General features: G+C 70.1%; 11 protein-coding genes. 6 read left to right on the top strand and 5 right to left on the bottom strand.

Going from position 1 to position 16,396, the window contains the following annotated elements; translation table 11 throughout:
• Position 1: 1 nt before the first annotated feature.
• A complete protein-coding gene (locus AB0K11_RS19315; protein ID WP_364980111.1) occupies positions 2-919 on the bottom strand; it encodes an ABC transporter substrate-binding protein in 918 nt (305 codons plus the stop codon).
• Between the two features lie 171 nt (positions 920-1,090).
• On the opposite strand from AB0K11_RS19315, the gene AB0K11_RS19310 reads away from it, so the two are divergent.
• The 6 genes from AB0K11_RS19310 (at position 1,091) to AB0K11_RS19285 (ending at position 7,912) form a co-directional block, all read left to right on the top strand.
• Positions 1,091-1,690 (top strand): HdeD family acid-resistance protein, encoded by a 600-nt coding sequence (locus AB0K11_RS19310; RefSeq protein ID WP_364980108.1) that lies wholly within the window; start codon positions 1,091-1,093, stop codon positions 1,688-1,690.
• 73 nt (positions 1,691-1,763) lie between these two features.
• Positions 1,764-3,224 carry a cytochrome ubiquinol oxidase subunit I gene (locus AB0K11_RS19305; RefSeq protein ID WP_364980105.1) on the top strand — a complete coding sequence of 487 codons (1,461 nt, stop codon included), beginning with the start codon at positions 1,764-1,766 and terminating at the stop codon, positions 3,222-3,224.
• A 9-nt stretch (positions 3,225-3,233) separates the two neighbouring features.
• A complete protein-coding gene (cydB, locus tag AB0K11_RS19300) occupies positions 3,234-4,277 on the top strand; it encodes a cytochrome d ubiquinol oxidase subunit II (protein ID WP_364980102.1) in 1,044 nt (347 codons plus the stop codon).
• Between the two features lie 32 nt (positions 4,278-4,309).
• A complete protein-coding gene (gene cydD / locus AB0K11_RS19295; RefSeq protein WP_364980514.1) occupies positions 4,310-5,884 on the top strand; it encodes a thiol reductant ABC exporter subunit CydD in 1,575 nt (524 codons plus the stop codon).
• Positions 5,859-7,400, top strand: coding sequence for an ATP-binding cassette domain-containing protein (locus AB0K11_RS19290; RefSeq protein WP_364980099.1), 1,542 nt, complete (start codon positions 5,859-5,861; stop codon positions 7,398-7,400). The genes cydD and AB0K11_RS19290 overlap by 26 nt, the downstream gene beginning before the upstream one ends.
• Positions 7,397-7,912: a DUF4190 domain-containing protein gene (locus AB0K11_RS19285; protein WP_364980096.1), complete on the top strand. Its 516-nt coding sequence runs from the start codon at positions 7,397-7,399 to the stop codon at positions 7,910-7,912. The genes AB0K11_RS19290 and AB0K11_RS19285 overlap by 4 nt, the downstream gene beginning before the upstream one ends.
• On the opposite strand, the gene AB0K11_RS19280 is transcribed toward AB0K11_RS19285, so the two are convergent.
• The 4 genes from AB0K11_RS19280 to gltB are packed head-to-tail and all read right to left on the bottom strand — an operon-like array spanning position 7,909 to position 16,320.
• Positions 7,909-8,772, bottom strand: coding sequence for an acyl-CoA thioesterase II (locus AB0K11_RS19280; protein WP_364980093.1), 864 nt, complete (start codon positions 8,770-8,772; stop codon positions 7,909-7,911). The genes AB0K11_RS19285 and AB0K11_RS19280 overlap by 4 nt on opposite strands.
• 41 nt (positions 8,773-8,813) lie before the next feature.
• Positions 8,814-10,232 (bottom strand): pyruvate kinase, encoded by a 1,419-nt coding sequence (gene pyk, locus AB0K11_RS19275; RefSeq protein WP_364980090.1) that lies wholly within the window; start codon positions 10,230-10,232, stop codon positions 8,814-8,816.
• Positions 10,233-10,259: 27 nt separating this feature from the next.
• On the bottom strand, positions 10,260-11,768 hold the full coding sequence (locus tag AB0K11_RS19270; RefSeq protein ID WP_364980087.1) for a glutamate synthase subunit beta: 1,509 nt from the start codon (positions 11,766-11,768) through the stop codon (positions 10,260-10,262).
• Positions 11,761-16,320 (bottom strand): glutamate synthase large subunit, encoded by a 4,560-nt coding sequence (gene gltB / locus AB0K11_RS19265; protein WP_364980084.1) that lies wholly within the window; start codon positions 16,318-16,320, stop codon positions 11,761-11,763. Before gltB ends, AB0K11_RS19270 begins: the two co-directional genes overlap by 8 nt.
• Positions 16,321-16,396 lie beyond the last annotated feature (76 nt).

Here is a 16,396-nt window from a genome sequence, read left to right as displayed (position 1 = left end):
CTCAGCTGATCGCGCCGTTGATGACGGGCTTGTCGATCATCCCCTGCTCGGCGCCCCAGTTCTTGGCCACCTGCTCGTAGACGCCCGATTCGATCAGATGCTCCAGCGCAAGCTTGAGCGGCTCGGCGAGTGGTGATCCCTTCTGGACCGCCCAACCGTAGGGCGCCGAGTCGAAGAGCTCACCGGCCGCCTCGAGTTTGCCCTCGCTCTGCTTGATCGCATACAACGTCACCGGGGAGTCGGCCGACATCGCATCGGCCTGACCCAGCCTGACCGCGGTGGTCGCCGCGGTCTGGTCGTCGAACTTCACCACGTTGATCGCCGGCTTGCCCTCCGAGATGCACTTCTGCGTACGCTTGGGCATCTCGTCGGTGTCCTGCACGGTGGCCGTCTGCACGGCGACGCGCTTGCCGCAGGCGTCCTCGGGGTTGATCCCCGCACCCGCCCGCTGAGCCCAGGCGGACCCGGCCTCGAAGTAGGTGACGAAGTCGACCTGCTCCTCGCGCTCCTTGGAGTCGGTGAACGACGACATGCCGACGTTGTACGTGCCGCCCTGCACGGACGGGATGATCTTGTCGAACGCCGACTGCCGGTACTCGGCGGTGAGCCCGAGTGTGGCGGCGATGGCGTTCATCAACTCGACGTCGAAACCGATGACCTGCCCCGCGGAATCCTTGAACTCGTTCGGCGGGTAGGTCGGATCGGTGCCGACGACCAGCTTGCCGGTCGACGTGACGGCGTCGGGGACGGAATTGGCGATCTCGTCGACCTTCGTCGCGGTGGCCGCGGTGTTACCGCTCCCCTGTTCCGAGGATTCGGAGTTGTCGACGCAGCCGGACAGGGCCAGCGCGCCGCTGGCGGCGAGCACCGTTGCGATGCGCCACAGCTTGCCTCGCCGGGTGCGACATTCAGCTAACACGATTGCCTCTTTCTCCTAGCTCGGGTCGTCTGGTCGTCCCGAACCGACGACGTTAACGACCGTGGACCCGGCGCGCAGCGCCGGTAACGGAACATTAACGACCGCGCACCGCCGCCACAGCCGTACTACCAAATCCGCCCTGGCCAGGCGGCGTTGTGCCACACTCCGATCATGGAATCCACCACTGCCCCAACCATGTTGCCGCACCTGTGGAAGGCGGCGCTGTTCACCGGCGTCGCGGCGCTGATCCTGGGCGTTCTGGTGTTCGTCCGGCCGGGCGCGGCGATCCTCGTCACCGCCATCTTCTTCGGCGCCTACCTGCTGGTGACCGGGGTGTCGCAGGTGGTGCTGGCCTTCAGCGTGCGCTCGTCGCTGGGTGGCCGGGCACTGCTGTTCATCAGTGGCGCTGCCGCACTCGTGCTTGCCGTGCTGTGCTTCATCAACCTGCAGAACTCGATCGATCTGCTGGCGATCTGGATCGGCGTCGGCTTCATCTTCCGCGGCGTGGCCACGCTGATGTCGGCGATCGCGGACAACACCCTGCCGGGCCGGATCTGGGAGATCATCGTCGGCGCGCTCGGGATCGTGGCGGGCATCATCATGTTCGCCGCCCCGCTCGAGGGCCTGGTGGCCGTGACCCAGGTGACCGGCATCATCCTCGTCGTGCTGGGCGTGGTGGAGATCGTGACGGCGCTGCGAATCCGCAAGGAGTCCCAGCTCGCCGGCCCGGCGAGCGGTCCGGCGGCGGGCGCCGGCACCACGGTGAGCTAACGCACAGGGCATCTACTACAAGTTGTCGTAGCCCTGTCGTAGGCTGGTCTCACAGCCCACGGAAGAGGGTCAGATGGACGCGCTCGATGTGTCACGGTGGCAGTTCGGGATCACCACCGTCTACCACTTCATCTTCGTCCCGCTGACCATCGGCCTGGCCCCGCTCGTCGCGCTCATGCAGACGCTGTGGCTGGTCACCGACAATCCCGCCTGGTACCGGCTGACCCGGTTCTTCGGCAAGCTGTTCCTGATCAACTTCGCCATCGGCGTGGCCACCGGCATCGTCCAGGAATTCCAGTTCGGCATGAACTGGAGCGAGTACTCCCGCTTCGTCGGCGACGTGTTCGGTGCGCCGCTGGCGATGGAGGGCCTCGCGGCGTTCTTCTTCGAGTCCACGTTCATCGGCCTGTGGATCTTCGGCTGGACCCGGCTGCCCCGCCTGGTGCACCTGGCGTGTATCTGGATCGTCGCCCTGGCGGTCAACGCGTCGGCGTTCTTCATCATCGCCGCGAACTCCTGGATGCAGCATCCGGTCGGCGCACGGTTCAACCCCGACACCGGCCGCGCCGAGCTCACCAGCATCGTCGGGCTGCTCACCAACAACACGGCGGTGGCGGCGTTCTCGCACGCGGTCGCCGGGTCCTTCCTGACCGCGGGCGCCTTCGTCGCGTGCGTGTGCGCGTGGTGGATGGTGCGGGCGCACCGCGCGGACAAGCCGGAGACGCCGCCGCCCGGCATGTTCCGTCCGGCGATGCTGCTCGGCTGCGTGGTGACGCTGATCTCCGCCGGTGCACTCGCATGGACCGGCGACGTCCAGGGCAAGCTGATGTTCGAGCAACAGCCGATGAAGATGGCGTCGGCGGAGTCGTTGTGCCACAGCGAGACCGACCCTGACTTCTCCGTCCTCACCGTGGGTACGCACAACAACTGCGACAGCGTGGTGCACGTCGTCGAGGTGCCCTACGTGCTGCCGTTCCTGGCCGAGGGCCGATTCGACGGCGTGCATCTCGAGGGGGTCGAGGACCTGCAGCAGCGGTACGAGGCCACGTTCGGACCCGGCGACTACCGGCCCAACCTGTTCGTCACCTACTGGTCCTTCCGGGCGATGATCGGACTGCTCGCGGTGCCCGCCCTGTTCGCCCTCGTGGCGCTCTGGCTCACCCGCGGTGGGCGCACCACCGACCGGGCCTGGTTCTCCCGCTTGGCGTTGCTGACCATCCCCACACCATTCCTGGCCAACAGTGCGGGCTGGGTGTTCACCGAGATGGGCCGTCAGCCATGGGTGGTGGTGCCCAACCCCACCGGGGACCCCGACATCCGGCTCACCGTCGCCGAAGGGGTGTCCGGCCACGCCACCGGAATGGTGCTCACCTCACTGGTGAGCCTGACCCTGGTCTACGGGGTGCTCGCGGTGATCTGGTTCGGGCTGCTGCGCCGTTACGTCATCGCGGGTCCGCAGGAACACGATTCCGAACCGGCGCCGCCCACACCGCCGAAAGACGATGACGTGGCCCCGTTGTCGTTCGCGTACTGAGGAGGCACCGTGGCTGACATCTGGTTCGTCCTGCTGGCGCTGCTGTTCCTCGGCTTCCTGGTGCTGGAGGGCTTCGACTTCGGCGTCGGCATGCTGATGGGTCTGATCGGCCGGATGGGCGCCGAGTCGGGCGCCGATGCGGTCGAGAAGCGCAGGCGCGCGGTACTCAACACGATCGGACCGGTGTGGGACGGCAACGAGGTCTGGCTGATCACCGCCGCCGGAGCGATGTTCGCCGCCTTCCCGGACATGTACGCCACCATGTTCTCCGGGCTCTATCTGCCCCTGCTGCTCATCCTGTGCTCGATGATCCTGCGTGTCGTCGCGATCGAATGGCGCGGCAAGATCGACGATCCCCGCTGGCGGTCGCGCGCCGACCTCGCCATCGCCGCCGGCTCCTGGGTGCCCGCCGTGCTGTGGGGCGTCGTATTCGCGGCACTGGTGCGGGGCCTGCCCGTCACCGCGGACAAGCAGGTCAGCCTCACCGTGGGAGACCTCCTCGGCTACCCGCTTCTCGGCGGGCTGGCCACCGGCGGCCTGTTCCTGCTGCACGGCGCCGTCTTCATCACCCTCAAGACCGAGGGCGGTGTGCGCACCGACGCGTTGCGGGTGGCGACGCGGCTCTCAGTGCCGGTGACCGTGGTGGTCGCCGGATTCGGGCTGTGGACCCAGCTGGCATACGGCAAGAGCTGGACCTGGCTGGTGCTCGCCGCCGCCGCGGTCGCGCTGCTCGCAGCGACGACCCGCATCTGGAGCGGCTCGGGTGACGGCTGGGCATTCGTGCACACCACCACCGCGGTCGCCGCGGTCGTGGTGCTGCTGTTCGCATCGCTGTACCCCGACCTCATCCCGTCCACGCTCGACCCCGCCTGGAGCCTCACCGTCGACAACGCGTCGTCGTCGCCGTACACGCTGAAGATCCTGACCTGGGCCGCGGTGATCCTGGCGCCGCTGGTGATGGTCTACCAGGGCTGGACGTACTGGGTGTTCCGGCAACGCATCTCGGCCGAACGCATCCCCGAGCCGACAGGATTGTCATGGCGGAGTCGCTGAGCCTGCCCCGGGTCGTCGCCGCCTCACCGGCGGTGCGCCGTCACGTCATCGCCTCGGTGGCGTGCGGTGTGGCGACCGCCGCCGCAACCATCGCCTCGGCCGTGCTGCTCGCCCACCTGGTGGCCGGCATCGTCACCGACCCCGGATCCGGCGGCCTGGCGCGGTGGACTCCCGCGCTGTCGTTGCTGGCCGCGCTCTACGCCGTGCGCGTCGCGGCCCAGTGGGCGCAGGGACGGTTGTCGCAGCGCGGGGCGACCGCGCTGATCGCGGACCTGTCCGGCCGGGTGCTGCGCGCGGTCACCGCTGCGCCGCCCCGCCGGCTCGCCGCCGACCGGGATGCCGCGGCGGTCCTCGTCAGCCGCGGACTCGACGGGCTGCGACCGTTCTTCACCGCCTACCTGCCCGCCCTGCTGCTCGCGGCGGTCCTCACACCGGCCGCCGCGCTGGCCATCGCCGTCTACGACTGGCGCTCCGCGCTGATCGTGCTGATCGCCCTGCCCCTCATCCCGGTGTTCATGGTGCTGATCGGCCTGCTGACCCGCGACCGGTCGGCCGCCTCGCTGGCCGCGCTGACCACACTGCAGTCACGCCTGCTCGACCTCATCGCAGGCATCCCGACGCTGCGTGCGCTGGGACGGGCCGACGGCGCCGCCGGGCGCATCGCCGAACTGTCGGCCGCGCACCGCCGTTCGGCGATGGCCACGCTGCGGATCGCCTTCCTGTCCGCACTGGTGCTGGAACTGATCGCCACCCTCGGCGTGGCGCTGGTGGCGGTCGGTGTCGGCCTGCGACTGGTGTACGGCGAGCTCACCCTGTCGGCGGGGCTGACCGCGCTGCTACTGGCACCCGAGGTGTTCTGGCCGCTGCGCCGCGTCGGTGTGGAGTTCCACGCCGCCCAGGACGGAAAGGCCGCCGCGGAGCGGGCTTTCACCCTTCTCGACCAGCCGGCGCCTCCGAGCGGCAGCACCCGCGTCCACGCGGCGGGCGCCACCATCACCGTCGACGACCCCGCGGTGGAGATCGTCCCCGGTGCGGTCACCGTGCTGACCGGACCGAACGGGTGCGGCAAGACCACCACCCTGCACACCATTCTCGGACTGGCCCCGCCGGCATCGGGCCGGGTGCGCGTCGCAGGTGTCGACGTGGCCGACCTGGACCTGCCCGCCTGGTGGGCGCAGGTGTCCTGGCTGGACCACCGCCCGGTTGTGGTGCCCGGCACGGTGGCCGACAACCTCGAGCTGTTCGGCCCGCTCATGAACATCGACGAGGTATGCCGCGCAACGGGATTCGATGCGGTGCTGGCCGACCTGCCCGCGGGGGCGCAGACCGTGGTCGGACGCGACGGTGTCGGCCTGTCACTGGGCCAGCGCCAGCGGCTCGGGCTGGCGCGCGCGCTGGGCTCGTCGGCACCCGTGCTGCTGCTCGACGAACCGACCGCGCACCTGGACGCCGCCTTTGAGGCCCGGGTGCTCGAGGCGATCACCGCGCGGGCACGCGCCGGGGCGACCGTGGTGGTGGTCGGACACCGCGACCCGGTGCTGGCGATCGGTGACCAGGTGCTGCACATCGGGGGTGATGTCGGTGCCGACGCCGTTGCCGCACGGTGACTTCCTCCGGCTGGCGGTCGCGCTGCTGCGGCCGCGATTGTCCCGACTCCTGGTGGCGACGACGCTCGGGGTGCTGTCGCTGGGTAGCGCGCTCGCGCTGACCGCCGTGTCGGCGTGGCTGATCACCCGCGCGTGGCAGATGCCGCCGATCCTCGATCTGACCGTGGCCGTCGTCGCCGTCCGGGCGCTGGGCATCTCCCGCGGTGTCCTCGGGTACTGCCAGCGGCTCGCCGCACACGACACCGCACTGCGGTCGGCCGGGAACGTCCGCGTCGACCTGTACCGGCGGCTAGCGGCGGCGCCCACGGAGGTCGTGATGCGGCTGCCGAGCGGCGAACTGGTGGCCCGCGCAGGCGCGTCGGTGGACGAGCTGTCCGATGTGCTGGTGCGCGCCGTGCTGCCGATCGCGGTGGCGGCGGTGCTGTCCGTGGCCGCGGTCGGCCTACTGGTGGTCATCTCCCCCGCCGCCGCCGGTGTGCTGGCGGTCTGCCTGCTGATCGCCGGCGTCGCGGCGCCCGCCGTCACCGCCAGGGCCGTCGGCGCCGCCGAAACCGTTGCCGCCGAACATCACTCGCGCCGTGACGTGGCCGCGATGCTGGCCCTGGAGCACGCGCCGGAACTGCGCGTCGGCGGCAGGCTCGACGACGTGCTCGCCGAGGCGCACCGCAGGCAGTGCGACTGGGGCGAGGCCACCGACCGCGCCGCGGCGCCCGCCGCCACCGCCGCGGCCACGCCCACCGCGGCGACGGGTGTCAGCGTGCTGGCCGCCGTCGTCGCCGCGGTGTCGCTCGCCGGTGCCGTCGCGCCCACCACGCTCGCCGTGCTGATGCTCGTCCCGCTGGCGGCCTTCGAGGCGACCGGCGCCCTGCCCGCCGCCGCGGTGGCGCTGAACCGCGCGCGGATCGCCGCGCACCGACTGCACGACCTGGTCGACCCGCACGACGTCGCACGGCGTCGCCCGCCGGTGCCGCCGCTCGACGTCCGGCCCGGCGACCGCATCGCCGTCACCGGCCCCAGCGGGTCGGGCAAGACCACGCTGCTGCTCGCCATCGCCGACAGCGAACGCGAAAACGGATCGTCCGCAGGCTTTTTCGGTGAGGACGGGCATCTGTTCGCCACCACGGTCCGGGACAACCTGCTCGTCGCCCGCGGCGACGCGACCGATGACGAGCTGCGATCGGCACTGGACCGCGCCGGCCTGACCGACTGGCTCGAGGCGTTGCCCGCCGGCCTGTCCACCGTGCTGGTGGGTGGCGGCGCGGCGGTGTCGGCCGGCCAGCGCAGGCGGCTGCTGCTGGCGCGCGCACTGGTGTCGACCTTCCCGGTGGTGCTGCTCGACGAACCGACCGAACACCTCGACGCCGCGGACGCGCAGCGACTGCTCGCCGAACTGCTCACCCCCGGTGCCCTTTTCCCCGCCGATCGCGCGGTGGTGGTGGCCACCCACCACCTGACACGCGACATCGACTGTCTGCGACTCGACCTCACCCCCGGGCGGGTAACCTCCGACGCATGACCGACCCGGACAAGCCAGAGCAGTCGCCGCCACCAGGGCCCCCGCCGGGCTACCAGTACGGCGCACAGCCCGGTGCCTATCCGCCGCCCCCGCCACAGCCCTACGGCGGCTACCCCTACTCTCAGCCGCCGACCGCTCCGAAGAACGGCATCGGGATCGCCGCGCTCGTCGTCGCGATCATCGGGCTGTTCACCGTGTTCGGCGGCATCGTGCTCGGCGCCGCCGCCATCGTCCTCGGCTTCGTCGGGCGGGGCCGGGCCAAGCGCGGTGAGGCCACCAACGGCGGCATCGCCACCGCGGGCATCGTGCTCGGATTCCTCGGCGTGATCGTGTCGATCGTCGCCATCGCGCTGTCGATCTGGGGTTTCAGTGAACTCGGCGGGGCCGACCTCGTCGACTGCCTGCAGCGCGCGGGCAACGACGTCGAGGCTCAGCAGCAGTGCGAGGAAGAGTTCACCAACAACATGGAGGACCAGTTCAGCGTCACGCTGACACCGACGCCCACTCCTTAGCGGCCGGGGAAGTACTTCACCACACCCTCCTGCACCACCGTGGCCAGGATCGCGCCGGACCGGTCGAAGAAGTGCCCGGTGCCGAGTCCGCGGGACTCCGCGGCGACTGGTGAGGTGGTGGAGTAGAGCACCCATTCGTCGAAACGCACCGGGCGGTGGAACCACACCGAGTGGTCCATCGTCACCGCGAAGATGCGGTCATGGCCCCAGGACAGGCCGTGGGTGGTGATGATCGAGTCGAGCACCGTGGTGTCCGAGCTGTAGACGAGCGCCGCGGTGTGCAGCACCGGGTCGTCGGGCATCGTGCCGTCGGCCTTGAGCCACACCTGGTTGTAGTCGAGCCGCTCGCCCTTGTCGCGCATCACCCAGGCCGGGTCGTTGGTGTAGCGCCACTCGATCGGGCGCAGCGCCTCCACGAAGTGCGGCACCGTCTTCTCGTAACCGCGGAGCAGGTCGTCGATCGTGGGCAGGCTGTCCGGTCCGGGAACCGGCGGCGCCTCGACGGCGTGCTCGAGGCCGCGGCCGCCGTTCATGAACGACACCATCGCCGTGGTCAGCAGCAGGTCACCCTGGCAGACGTCGACCCGCCGGTTCGCGAACCGGCGCTCGTCGCGCAACCGGTGCACGTGGAACTCGAGGTCGCGGGTGGGATCACCGCCTGCGATGAAGTGCGCCGACAACGCACTGGGCGCGATCGGGACGTCCAGCGACCGGCCCGCCGCCACGAACGCCTGCGCCATCATCTGGCCGCCGAACGTGCGGATCGGGTTCTTGCTCGGATGCCTGCCGAGGAACGTCGCGTCGTCGACGCGGTGGAGGTCGAGGACCGCCAGCAGCTCGTGGAAATCCGCTGCCGCCAAGAGTCCCCCTCATCCCGTCGTCCGACTAGACCCGCACCGGACTACACATCGTCCTCCCCGATCCGGTGCACATGGATCAGATTGGTGGAGCCTACTGTGCCGGGCGGAGCGCCCGCGATGATGACCACCAGGTCGCCGCGCTTGTAGCGGCCGAGTTCCAGCAGCGACTTGTCGACCTGCCGGATCATCCCGTCCGTGGTCTGGATGTGCGGGACGATGAACGTCTCGGTGCCCCAGCTCAGGGCCAGCTGACTGCGGACCTCGGGCAGCGAGGTGAAGGCCAGCAACGGCAGCGGCGTGTGCAGCCGGGCCAGCCGGCGCACCGTGTCCCCCGACTGGGTGTAGGCGACCAGCGCCTTGGCGTCGAGGCGCTCGCCGATGTCGCGGGCCGCATACGAGATGACCCCGCGTTTGGTGCGCGGCACGTGGGTCAGTGGCGGCACCACCACCGAGTTCTCCTCGACCGCGCAGACGATGCGCGCCATGGTCCTGACGGCGTCCAGCGCGTACTTGCCGACCGACGTCTCACCGGAGAGCATCACGGCGTCGGCGCCGTCGAGCACGGCGTTCGCGACGTCGGACGCCTCGGCGCGGGTGGGCCGGGAGTTCTCGATCATCGACTCGAGCATCTGGGTGGCGACGATCACCGGCTTGGCGTTCTCCCGCGCCATCTGGATGGCCCGCTTCTGCACCAGCGGCACCTCCTCGAGCGGGAGCTCGACACCGAGGTCACCGCGGGCGACCATGATCGCGTCGAAGGCCAGCACGATCGCCTCGAGGTTGTCGATGGCCTCGGGCTTCTCCAGCTTGGCGATCACCGGGACCCGCCGGCCGACGCGGTCCATCACCTCGTGCACCAACTCGATGTCGGCCGGTGAGCGAACGAACGACAGCGCGACCAGGTCCACGCCGAGCCGCAATGCGAACTCGAGGTCCTCGATGTCCTTCTCCGACAGCGCGGGCGCCGAGACGTTCATCCCGGGCAGCGACATGCCCTTGTTGTTGCTGACCTTGCCGCCCTCGGTGACGGTGCACACGACGTCGGTGCCGTCGATGCTCTCGACCGTCAGCCCGACGTTGCCGTCGTCGACCAGCACCCGGTCACCCGGGTTGGCGTCCTCAACGAGCCGCTTGTACGTGGTGGAGACCCGGTCGTGGGTGCCCTCGATGTCGTCGACCGTGATGCGGACCGTCTCGCCCGCGGCCCACTCGGTCGGACCGTCGGCGAAGCGGCCGAGCCGGATCTTGGGCCCCTGCAGGTCGGCGAGGATGCCGACCGCGTGGCCGGTGGCGTCGGAGGCCGCGCGCACCCACTTGTAGTTGGCCTCGTGGTCCGGGTAGTCGCCGTGGCTGAAGTTCAGCCGCGCGACGTCCATTCCCGCCGTCACCAGCGCTTTGACTTTCGCGTCGCTGGCGGTGGCCGGGCCGAGGGTACAGACGATTTTTCCGCGTCTACTCACGTTGCCTCAATATAGTCCCTAATCGATTCAGACGACGGCCAACGGCAGCGCACCGGGGATGACGGGTGCGGGCAGATCCGATTCACCCATCAGGTGGGCGTCGACGGCGTGCGCCGCGCTGCGGCCCTCCGCGATGGCCCACACGATCAGCGATGCGCCCCGGTGTGCGTCACCGCACACGAACACGCCGGGGGCGTCGGTCTGCCAGTCCGAACCGCACGGCAGCGCGCCGCGCCGGTTCAGTGCCAGGCCCAGTCCGTCGAGCAGCGGCATGTGGTCCACACCGTCGAACCCGATCGCCAGCAACGCCAGCTCGCACGGGATCTCCAGGGACTCCCCGACCGGCACGATGTGCCGCCTGCCCTCGGCGTCGCGCTCCACCTTGACCTCGGCGATCTCCAGCGCCCGCAGGTTGCCGTCGCCGTCGCCGATGAACCGCTGCACGGCCACCTCGTAGCGCCGGTGCCCACCCTCGGCGTGTGCCGGTGAGAGCCGGGTGCGCAGCACCAGCGGCCACGTCGGCCACGGTGAACGCGTGTCGTCGCGCTGCTCGGGCGGTTCGGGGTTGTAGTCCAGCTGGGTGACCGACGCCGCGCCCTGTCGGTGCGCGGTGCCCAGGCAGTCGGCGCCGGTGTCGCCACCGCCGATGATGACGACGTGCTTGCCCGCGGCCGAGATCGCCGACGGCCCGTCGCCCTCGCACTCCTTGTTGGCAGGCACCAGGTGCTCCATCGCCAGGTGGACGCCGTTGAGCTCGCGGCCCTCGACGTCGTTGTCACGAGCGCGCAGCGCGCCGACGGCGAGCACCACCGCGTCGTAGCGGGCACGCAGCTGCTCGACGGTGAGGTCGACACCGACCTCGCACTCGGTGACGAAGCGGGTGCCCTCGGCGCGCATCTGGGCCAGCCGCTGATTGAGCGTCGACTTCTCCAGCTTGTACTCCGGGATGCCGTACCGCATCAGGCCGCCGAGCCGGTCGTCGCGCTCGTAGACGGTCACGTCGTGGCCGGCGCGGGTGAGCTGCTGTGCGGCCGCCAGGCCCGCGGGCCCGGAGCCGACCACCGCGACACGCTTACCGGTGGCGATGGCGGCAGGCTGGGGTTCGACGATGCCCATCGCCCAGGCATGGTCGGCGATGGTGTTCTCGATGCGCTTGATCGTGACGCTGCCGCCGGTGCGGTCCTCCCCGATCGACAGCACGCAGGCCGCCTCGCACGGCGCCGGGCACAGCCGCCCGGTGAACTCCGGGAAGTTGTTGGTGGCGTGCAGCCGGTCGCTGGCGGCGTCCCACCGGCCGCGGCGCACCAGGTCGTTCCACTCCGGGATCAGGTTGCCCAGCGGACAGCCCGCGGTTCCGGAGTGGCAGAACGGGATTCCGCAGTCCATGCAGCGGCGGGCCTGCTGGGACACCTCCGCGGCGCGGTCCTGCGCGCTCTGCCGTTCGTAGACCTCGCGCCAGTCGCCGACCCGTTCGTCGACCGGCCGCTTGGGCGCCTCGACCTTGTGCACCTTGAGAAATCCGCTGGGATCAGCCACGGCTCGCCTCCATGATCGCGGTGTCGACGTCGCGGCCCTCGGCCTTGGCCATCCGGGTCGCCTGCAGCACGCGCTGGTAGTCGCGCGGCATCACCTTGGTGAACTGGGCGCTGCGGCGCGGCCAGTCCGACAGCACGGACGTCGCCAGTGTGCTGCCGGTGCGGCGGGCGTGCTCGGCGACCACGCCGTGCAGCCACACCAGGTCCTCGGGTTCCAGGCGTTGCAATTCGACCATCGCCGGGTTCACTCGCGCAGGGTCGAGGCCGAGCACGTAGGCGATGCCGCCGGACATTCCCGCCGCCATGTTGCGCCCGGTGCGGCCGAGCACGACGACCCGCCCGCCGGTCATGTACTCGCAGGCGTGGTCGCCGACGCCCTCGACGACCGCGAGTGCGCCGGAGTTGCGGGCGCAGAACCGTTCTCCGACACGGCCGCGCAGGAACACCTCACCGGAGGTGGCGCCGTAGAGCAGGGTGTTGCCTGCGATCACGTTGTCCTCCGGCAGGAACAGCACGTCGTCGGGCGGCCGCACGATCACCCGGCCGCCGGAAAGGCCCTTGCCCACATAGTCGTTGGCGTCGCCGACCAGCTCGAGGGTGATGCCGGGCGGCAGGAACGCCCCGATCGACTGGCCGGCCGATCCGGTGAGGCTGATGTGGATGGTGCCGTCGGGCAGCCCGGCGGCGCCGTAGCGCCGGGTCACCTCGGCGCCGAGCAGGGTGCCGACGGTGCGGTTGACGTTGCGGATCGGCAGTTCCAGCCGCACCGGGTGGGCGTCCTCGAGCGCGCCCTCGGCCAGCTGGATCAGCGTCTGGTCCAGCGCCTGATCGAGTGCGTGGTACTGGTCCTTGACCTTGTGCCGCTGGGTGATCTCGGCACCGTGCGCGTCGGTCGGCACCGCGAAGATCGGGGCCAGGTCGAGCCCCTTGGCCTTCCAGTGCGCGACGCCTGCGGCGGTGTCGAGCATCTCGGCGCGCCCGACGGCCTCGTCGATGCTGCGGAACCCGAGATCGGCCAGGTAGCGGCGGATGTCCTCGGCGATGAACCGAAAGTAGTTCTCCACGAACTCCGGCTTGCCGTTGAACCGGGCCCGCAGCTCGGGGTTCTGGGTGGCCACGCCGACCGGGCAGGTGTCGAGGTGACAGACCCGCATCATGATGCAGCCGGACACCACCAGCGGTGCGGTGGCGAAGCCGAACTCCTCGGCGCCGAGCAGCGCGGCGACGATCACGTCGCGAGCGGTGCGCATCCCGCCGTCGCACTGCACGGTGATGCGGTCGCGCAGGCCGTTGAGCATCAGCGTCTGCTGCGCGTCGGCCAGGCCGATCTCCCACGGCGCGCCTGCGTGTTTGAGCGATGTCAGTGGCGCCGCGCCGGTGCCGCCGTCGTAGCCGGAGATCAGCACCACGTCGGCGTGCGCCTTCGACACCCCCGCGGCCACGGTGCCCACCCCGACGCTGGCGACCAGCTTGACGTGGATGCGCGCCTGGTCGTTGGCGTTCTTGAGGTCGTGGATGAGCTGCGCGAGGTCCTCGATGGAGTAGATGTCATGGTGCGGCGGCGGCGAGATGAGCCCGACTCCCGGGGTGGAGTGCCTGGTCTTGGCGATGTTCGGGTACACCTTGTAGCCCGGGAGCTGGCCGCCCTCACCGGGTTTGGCGCCCTGGGCCATCTTGATCTGGATGTCGCTGGCGTTGACCAGGTAGTCGCTGGTGACGCCGAACCGGCCGGAGGCCACCTGCTTGACCGCACTGCGTCGGCGGGGGTCGTAGAGGCGGTCGACGTCCTCGCCGCCCTCGCCGCTGTTGGACCGGCCGCCGAGGTTGTTCATCGCGATGGCCATGGTCTCGTGCGCCTCGGCGCTGATGGAGCCGTAGCTCATGGCGCCGGTGTTGAACCGGGTGACGATCGAGTCGACGGACTCCACCTCGTCGAGCGGGACCGGCGGGCGGACGTCGGTGCGGAATTCGAACAGCCCGCGCAGTGCACCGCCGTCGCGGGCCAGCCGGTTCACCTCGTCGGAATACTGGCGGAACACCTCGTGGCGGCCGGTGCGGGTCGAATGCTGAAGCAGGAAAACGACTTCGGGGGTGAACAGGTGGAGCTCGCCCTCGCGGCGGAAGGCGTATTCACCGCCGACCTCGAGGCGCCGGTGTACGCGTTCGGTGGGATTCTCCGGGTAGGCGCGGCGGTGCCGCAGCTTGACCTCCTCGGCGATGACGTCGAGGCCGATGCCGCCGAGCTGGGTGGGGGTCCCGGTGAAGTACTCGTCGATCACGTCACGGTCGATGCCGACGGCCTCGAAAGCCTGGGCGGCGGTGTAGGACGCCACGGTGGAGATGCCCATCTTGCTCATCACCTTCGTGACGCCCTTGCCCAGCGCCTTGAGGTAGTTGCGGACGGCGGTGGCCGGTTCGATGCCGGTCAGTTCGCCCTCGCGGATGAGGTCCTCGATCGACTCGAAGGCCAGATACGGGTTGACGGCGGCGGCGCCGAAGCCGATGAGCATCGCGATGTGGTGGACCTCGCGGGCGTCGCCGGATTCGACGACCAGCGCCACGGCGGTGCGCTCCTTGGTCCGCACCAGGTGGTGGTGCACCGCCGACACCGCAAGCAGCGACGGGATCGGGGCGCGGGTGTGGTCGGAGTCGCGGTCCGAGATCACCAGGGTGCGGGCGCCTTTGGCGATGGCGTCACAGGCGCGGTTGCGGAGCTCGTCGAGGGCGTCGGCCAGACCTTCGCCGCCGCGCTCGACGTCGTAGAGCGCCTTGAGCACGGTGGTGCGCAGACCGGGGTGCTCGCCGTCGGCGTTGATGTGGACGATCTTGTTGAGTTCGTCGTTGTCGAGCACCGGCCACTTGACCAGGATCTGGCGACACGACGCGGCGGTGGGTTCGAGCAGGTTCTGCTCCGGGCCCATCACCCGGGACATGCTGGTGACGACCTCCTCGCGGATGGCGTCCAGCGGTGGGTTCGTCACCTGGGCGAACAACTCGACGAAATACTCGTAGAGCAGGCGCGACCGTTCCGACAGCACCGCCGTGGGGGTGTCGGTGCCCATGGAGCCCAGCGGTTCGGCGCCGGAGGCGGCCATGGGGGTGAGCAGGATGCGGAGCTCTTCCTCGGTGTAGCCGAAGGAGATCTGCCTGCGCACCACCGACTCGTGGTTGGGCTGCACCCGGGCCCGGTCGGGCAGGGTCGCGAGGTCCAGGAGGCCGGCATGCAGCCATTCGCCGTACGGTTCGGCCGCCGAGAGCTGTTCCTTGATCTCGTCGTCGGGAACGATGCGACCCTGGGCGGTGTCGATGAGCAGCATGCGGCCCGGCTGCAGGCGGCCCTTGGCGACGATCTGGCCGGACGGCACGTCGAGCACTCCGGCCTCGCTGGCGAGGATGAGCCGGTCGTCCACCGTGCGCCACCAGCGGCCGGGCCGTAAACCGTTGCGGTCCAACACCGCTCCGACGACGGTGCCGTCGGTGAACGTGACGCAGGCCGGACCGTCCCACGGTTCCATCAGAGAGGCGTGGAACTGCCAGAACGCCCGCTCGGCGGGGTCCATGGCGGAGTCGTTCTCCCACGCCTCGGGGATCATCATCAGGACGGCGTGCGGCAGCTCACGGCCGCCGAGGTGCAGCAGTTCGAGCACCTCGTCGAACGACGCCGAGTCGGACGCCTCGGGCGTGCAGATCGGTGAGAGCCGGGTGATGTCGCCGGGGATCTTCGCGCCGGCCAGCATCGCCTCGCGGGCGTGCATGCGGTTGCGGTTGCCGCGCACGGTGTTGATCTCGCCGTTGTGGGCGACGAACCGGAACGGGTGGGCCAGCGGCCAGGACGGGAAGGTGTTGGTGGAGAAGCGGCTGTGCACGATCGCCATGGCGCTGATGCAGCGCTCGTCGCGCAGGTCGGCGAAGAACTGCGGCAGCTGGACCGTGGTGAGCATGCCCTTGTAGGCGATGGTGCGGCTGGACAGCGTCGGGAAGTAGGCCTGCGCCTCGGCTTCGGCGCGCTTGCGCAGGGGGTAGACGCGGCGATCGAGCTCGATGCCGCCGGGACGGGTGCCGTGGTGTTCGGGGGCGGCGACGAAGAGCTGGGAGAAGTAGGGCATGCAGCTCAACGCGGTCGCGCCGACACCGGCGCCCTCGGGGGCGACGGGCAGCTTGCGCCAGCCGAGGACCTCGAGACCCTCTTCACCGGCGATGACCTCGATGCGCTGGGTGGCGGCGGCCCGGGCGGTCGAATCCTGGGGCAGGAAGCAGAGTCCCGCGGCGAAGGTGTTGCAGCCGTCGTCGGTGGGGTCGGGGAGGTCGAAGTCGACGACGTCGCGGAAGAGTTCGACCGGGAGCTGGATGAGGATGCCTGCGCCGTCGCCGCTGTTCGTCTCCGCGCCGGCAGCGCCACGGTGGTCGAGGTGTTCGAGCGCGACCAGGCCGTCGGCGACGATGGCGTGGGTGCGGCGGCCCTGGATGTCGGTGATCATGGCGACGCCGCAGGAGTCGGCCTCGTTGGCGGGGTCGTACAGACCCTGCGGTTGAGGAAATGCCGAGAACAGCATTCGTTTGGTACCTCCGCAGTCCGGATTCTTTCGATTCCGGGACTGCACCGGCCCGAAGAGCAAGTGTATCAGCGGA

It is taken from the genome of Mycobacterium sp. NPDC050551 (assembly GCF_040674075.1).
In the GTDB taxonomy this organism is placed as follows: Bacteria; Actinomycetota; Actinomycetes; order Mycobacteriales; family Mycobacteriaceae; genus Mycobacterium.
The sequence above is the reverse complement of the archived record's forward strand: the minus strand, read 5'-3'. Positions and strand labels throughout refer to the sequence as shown.

What these genes read in the sequence shown, in the direction of transcription:
- AB0K11_RS19285 (WP_364980096.1), top strand. Translation starts at nt 7,397, where the DNA reads ATGACCGACCCGGACAAGCCAGAGCAGTCGCCGCCACCAGGGCCCCCG.
- AB0K11_RS19310 (WP_364980108.1), top strand. Translation starts at nt 1,091, where the DNA reads ATGGAATCCACCACTGCCCCAACCATGTTGCCGCACCTGTGGAAGGCG.
- gltB (WP_364980084.1), bottom strand. Translation starts at nt 16,320, where the DNA reads ATGCTGTTCTCGGCATTTCCTCAACCGCAGGGTCTGTACGACCCCGCC.
- AB0K11_RS19305 (WP_364980105.1), top strand. Translation starts at nt 1,764, where the DNA reads ATGGACGCGCTCGATGTGTCACGGTGGCAGTTCGGGATCACCACCGTC.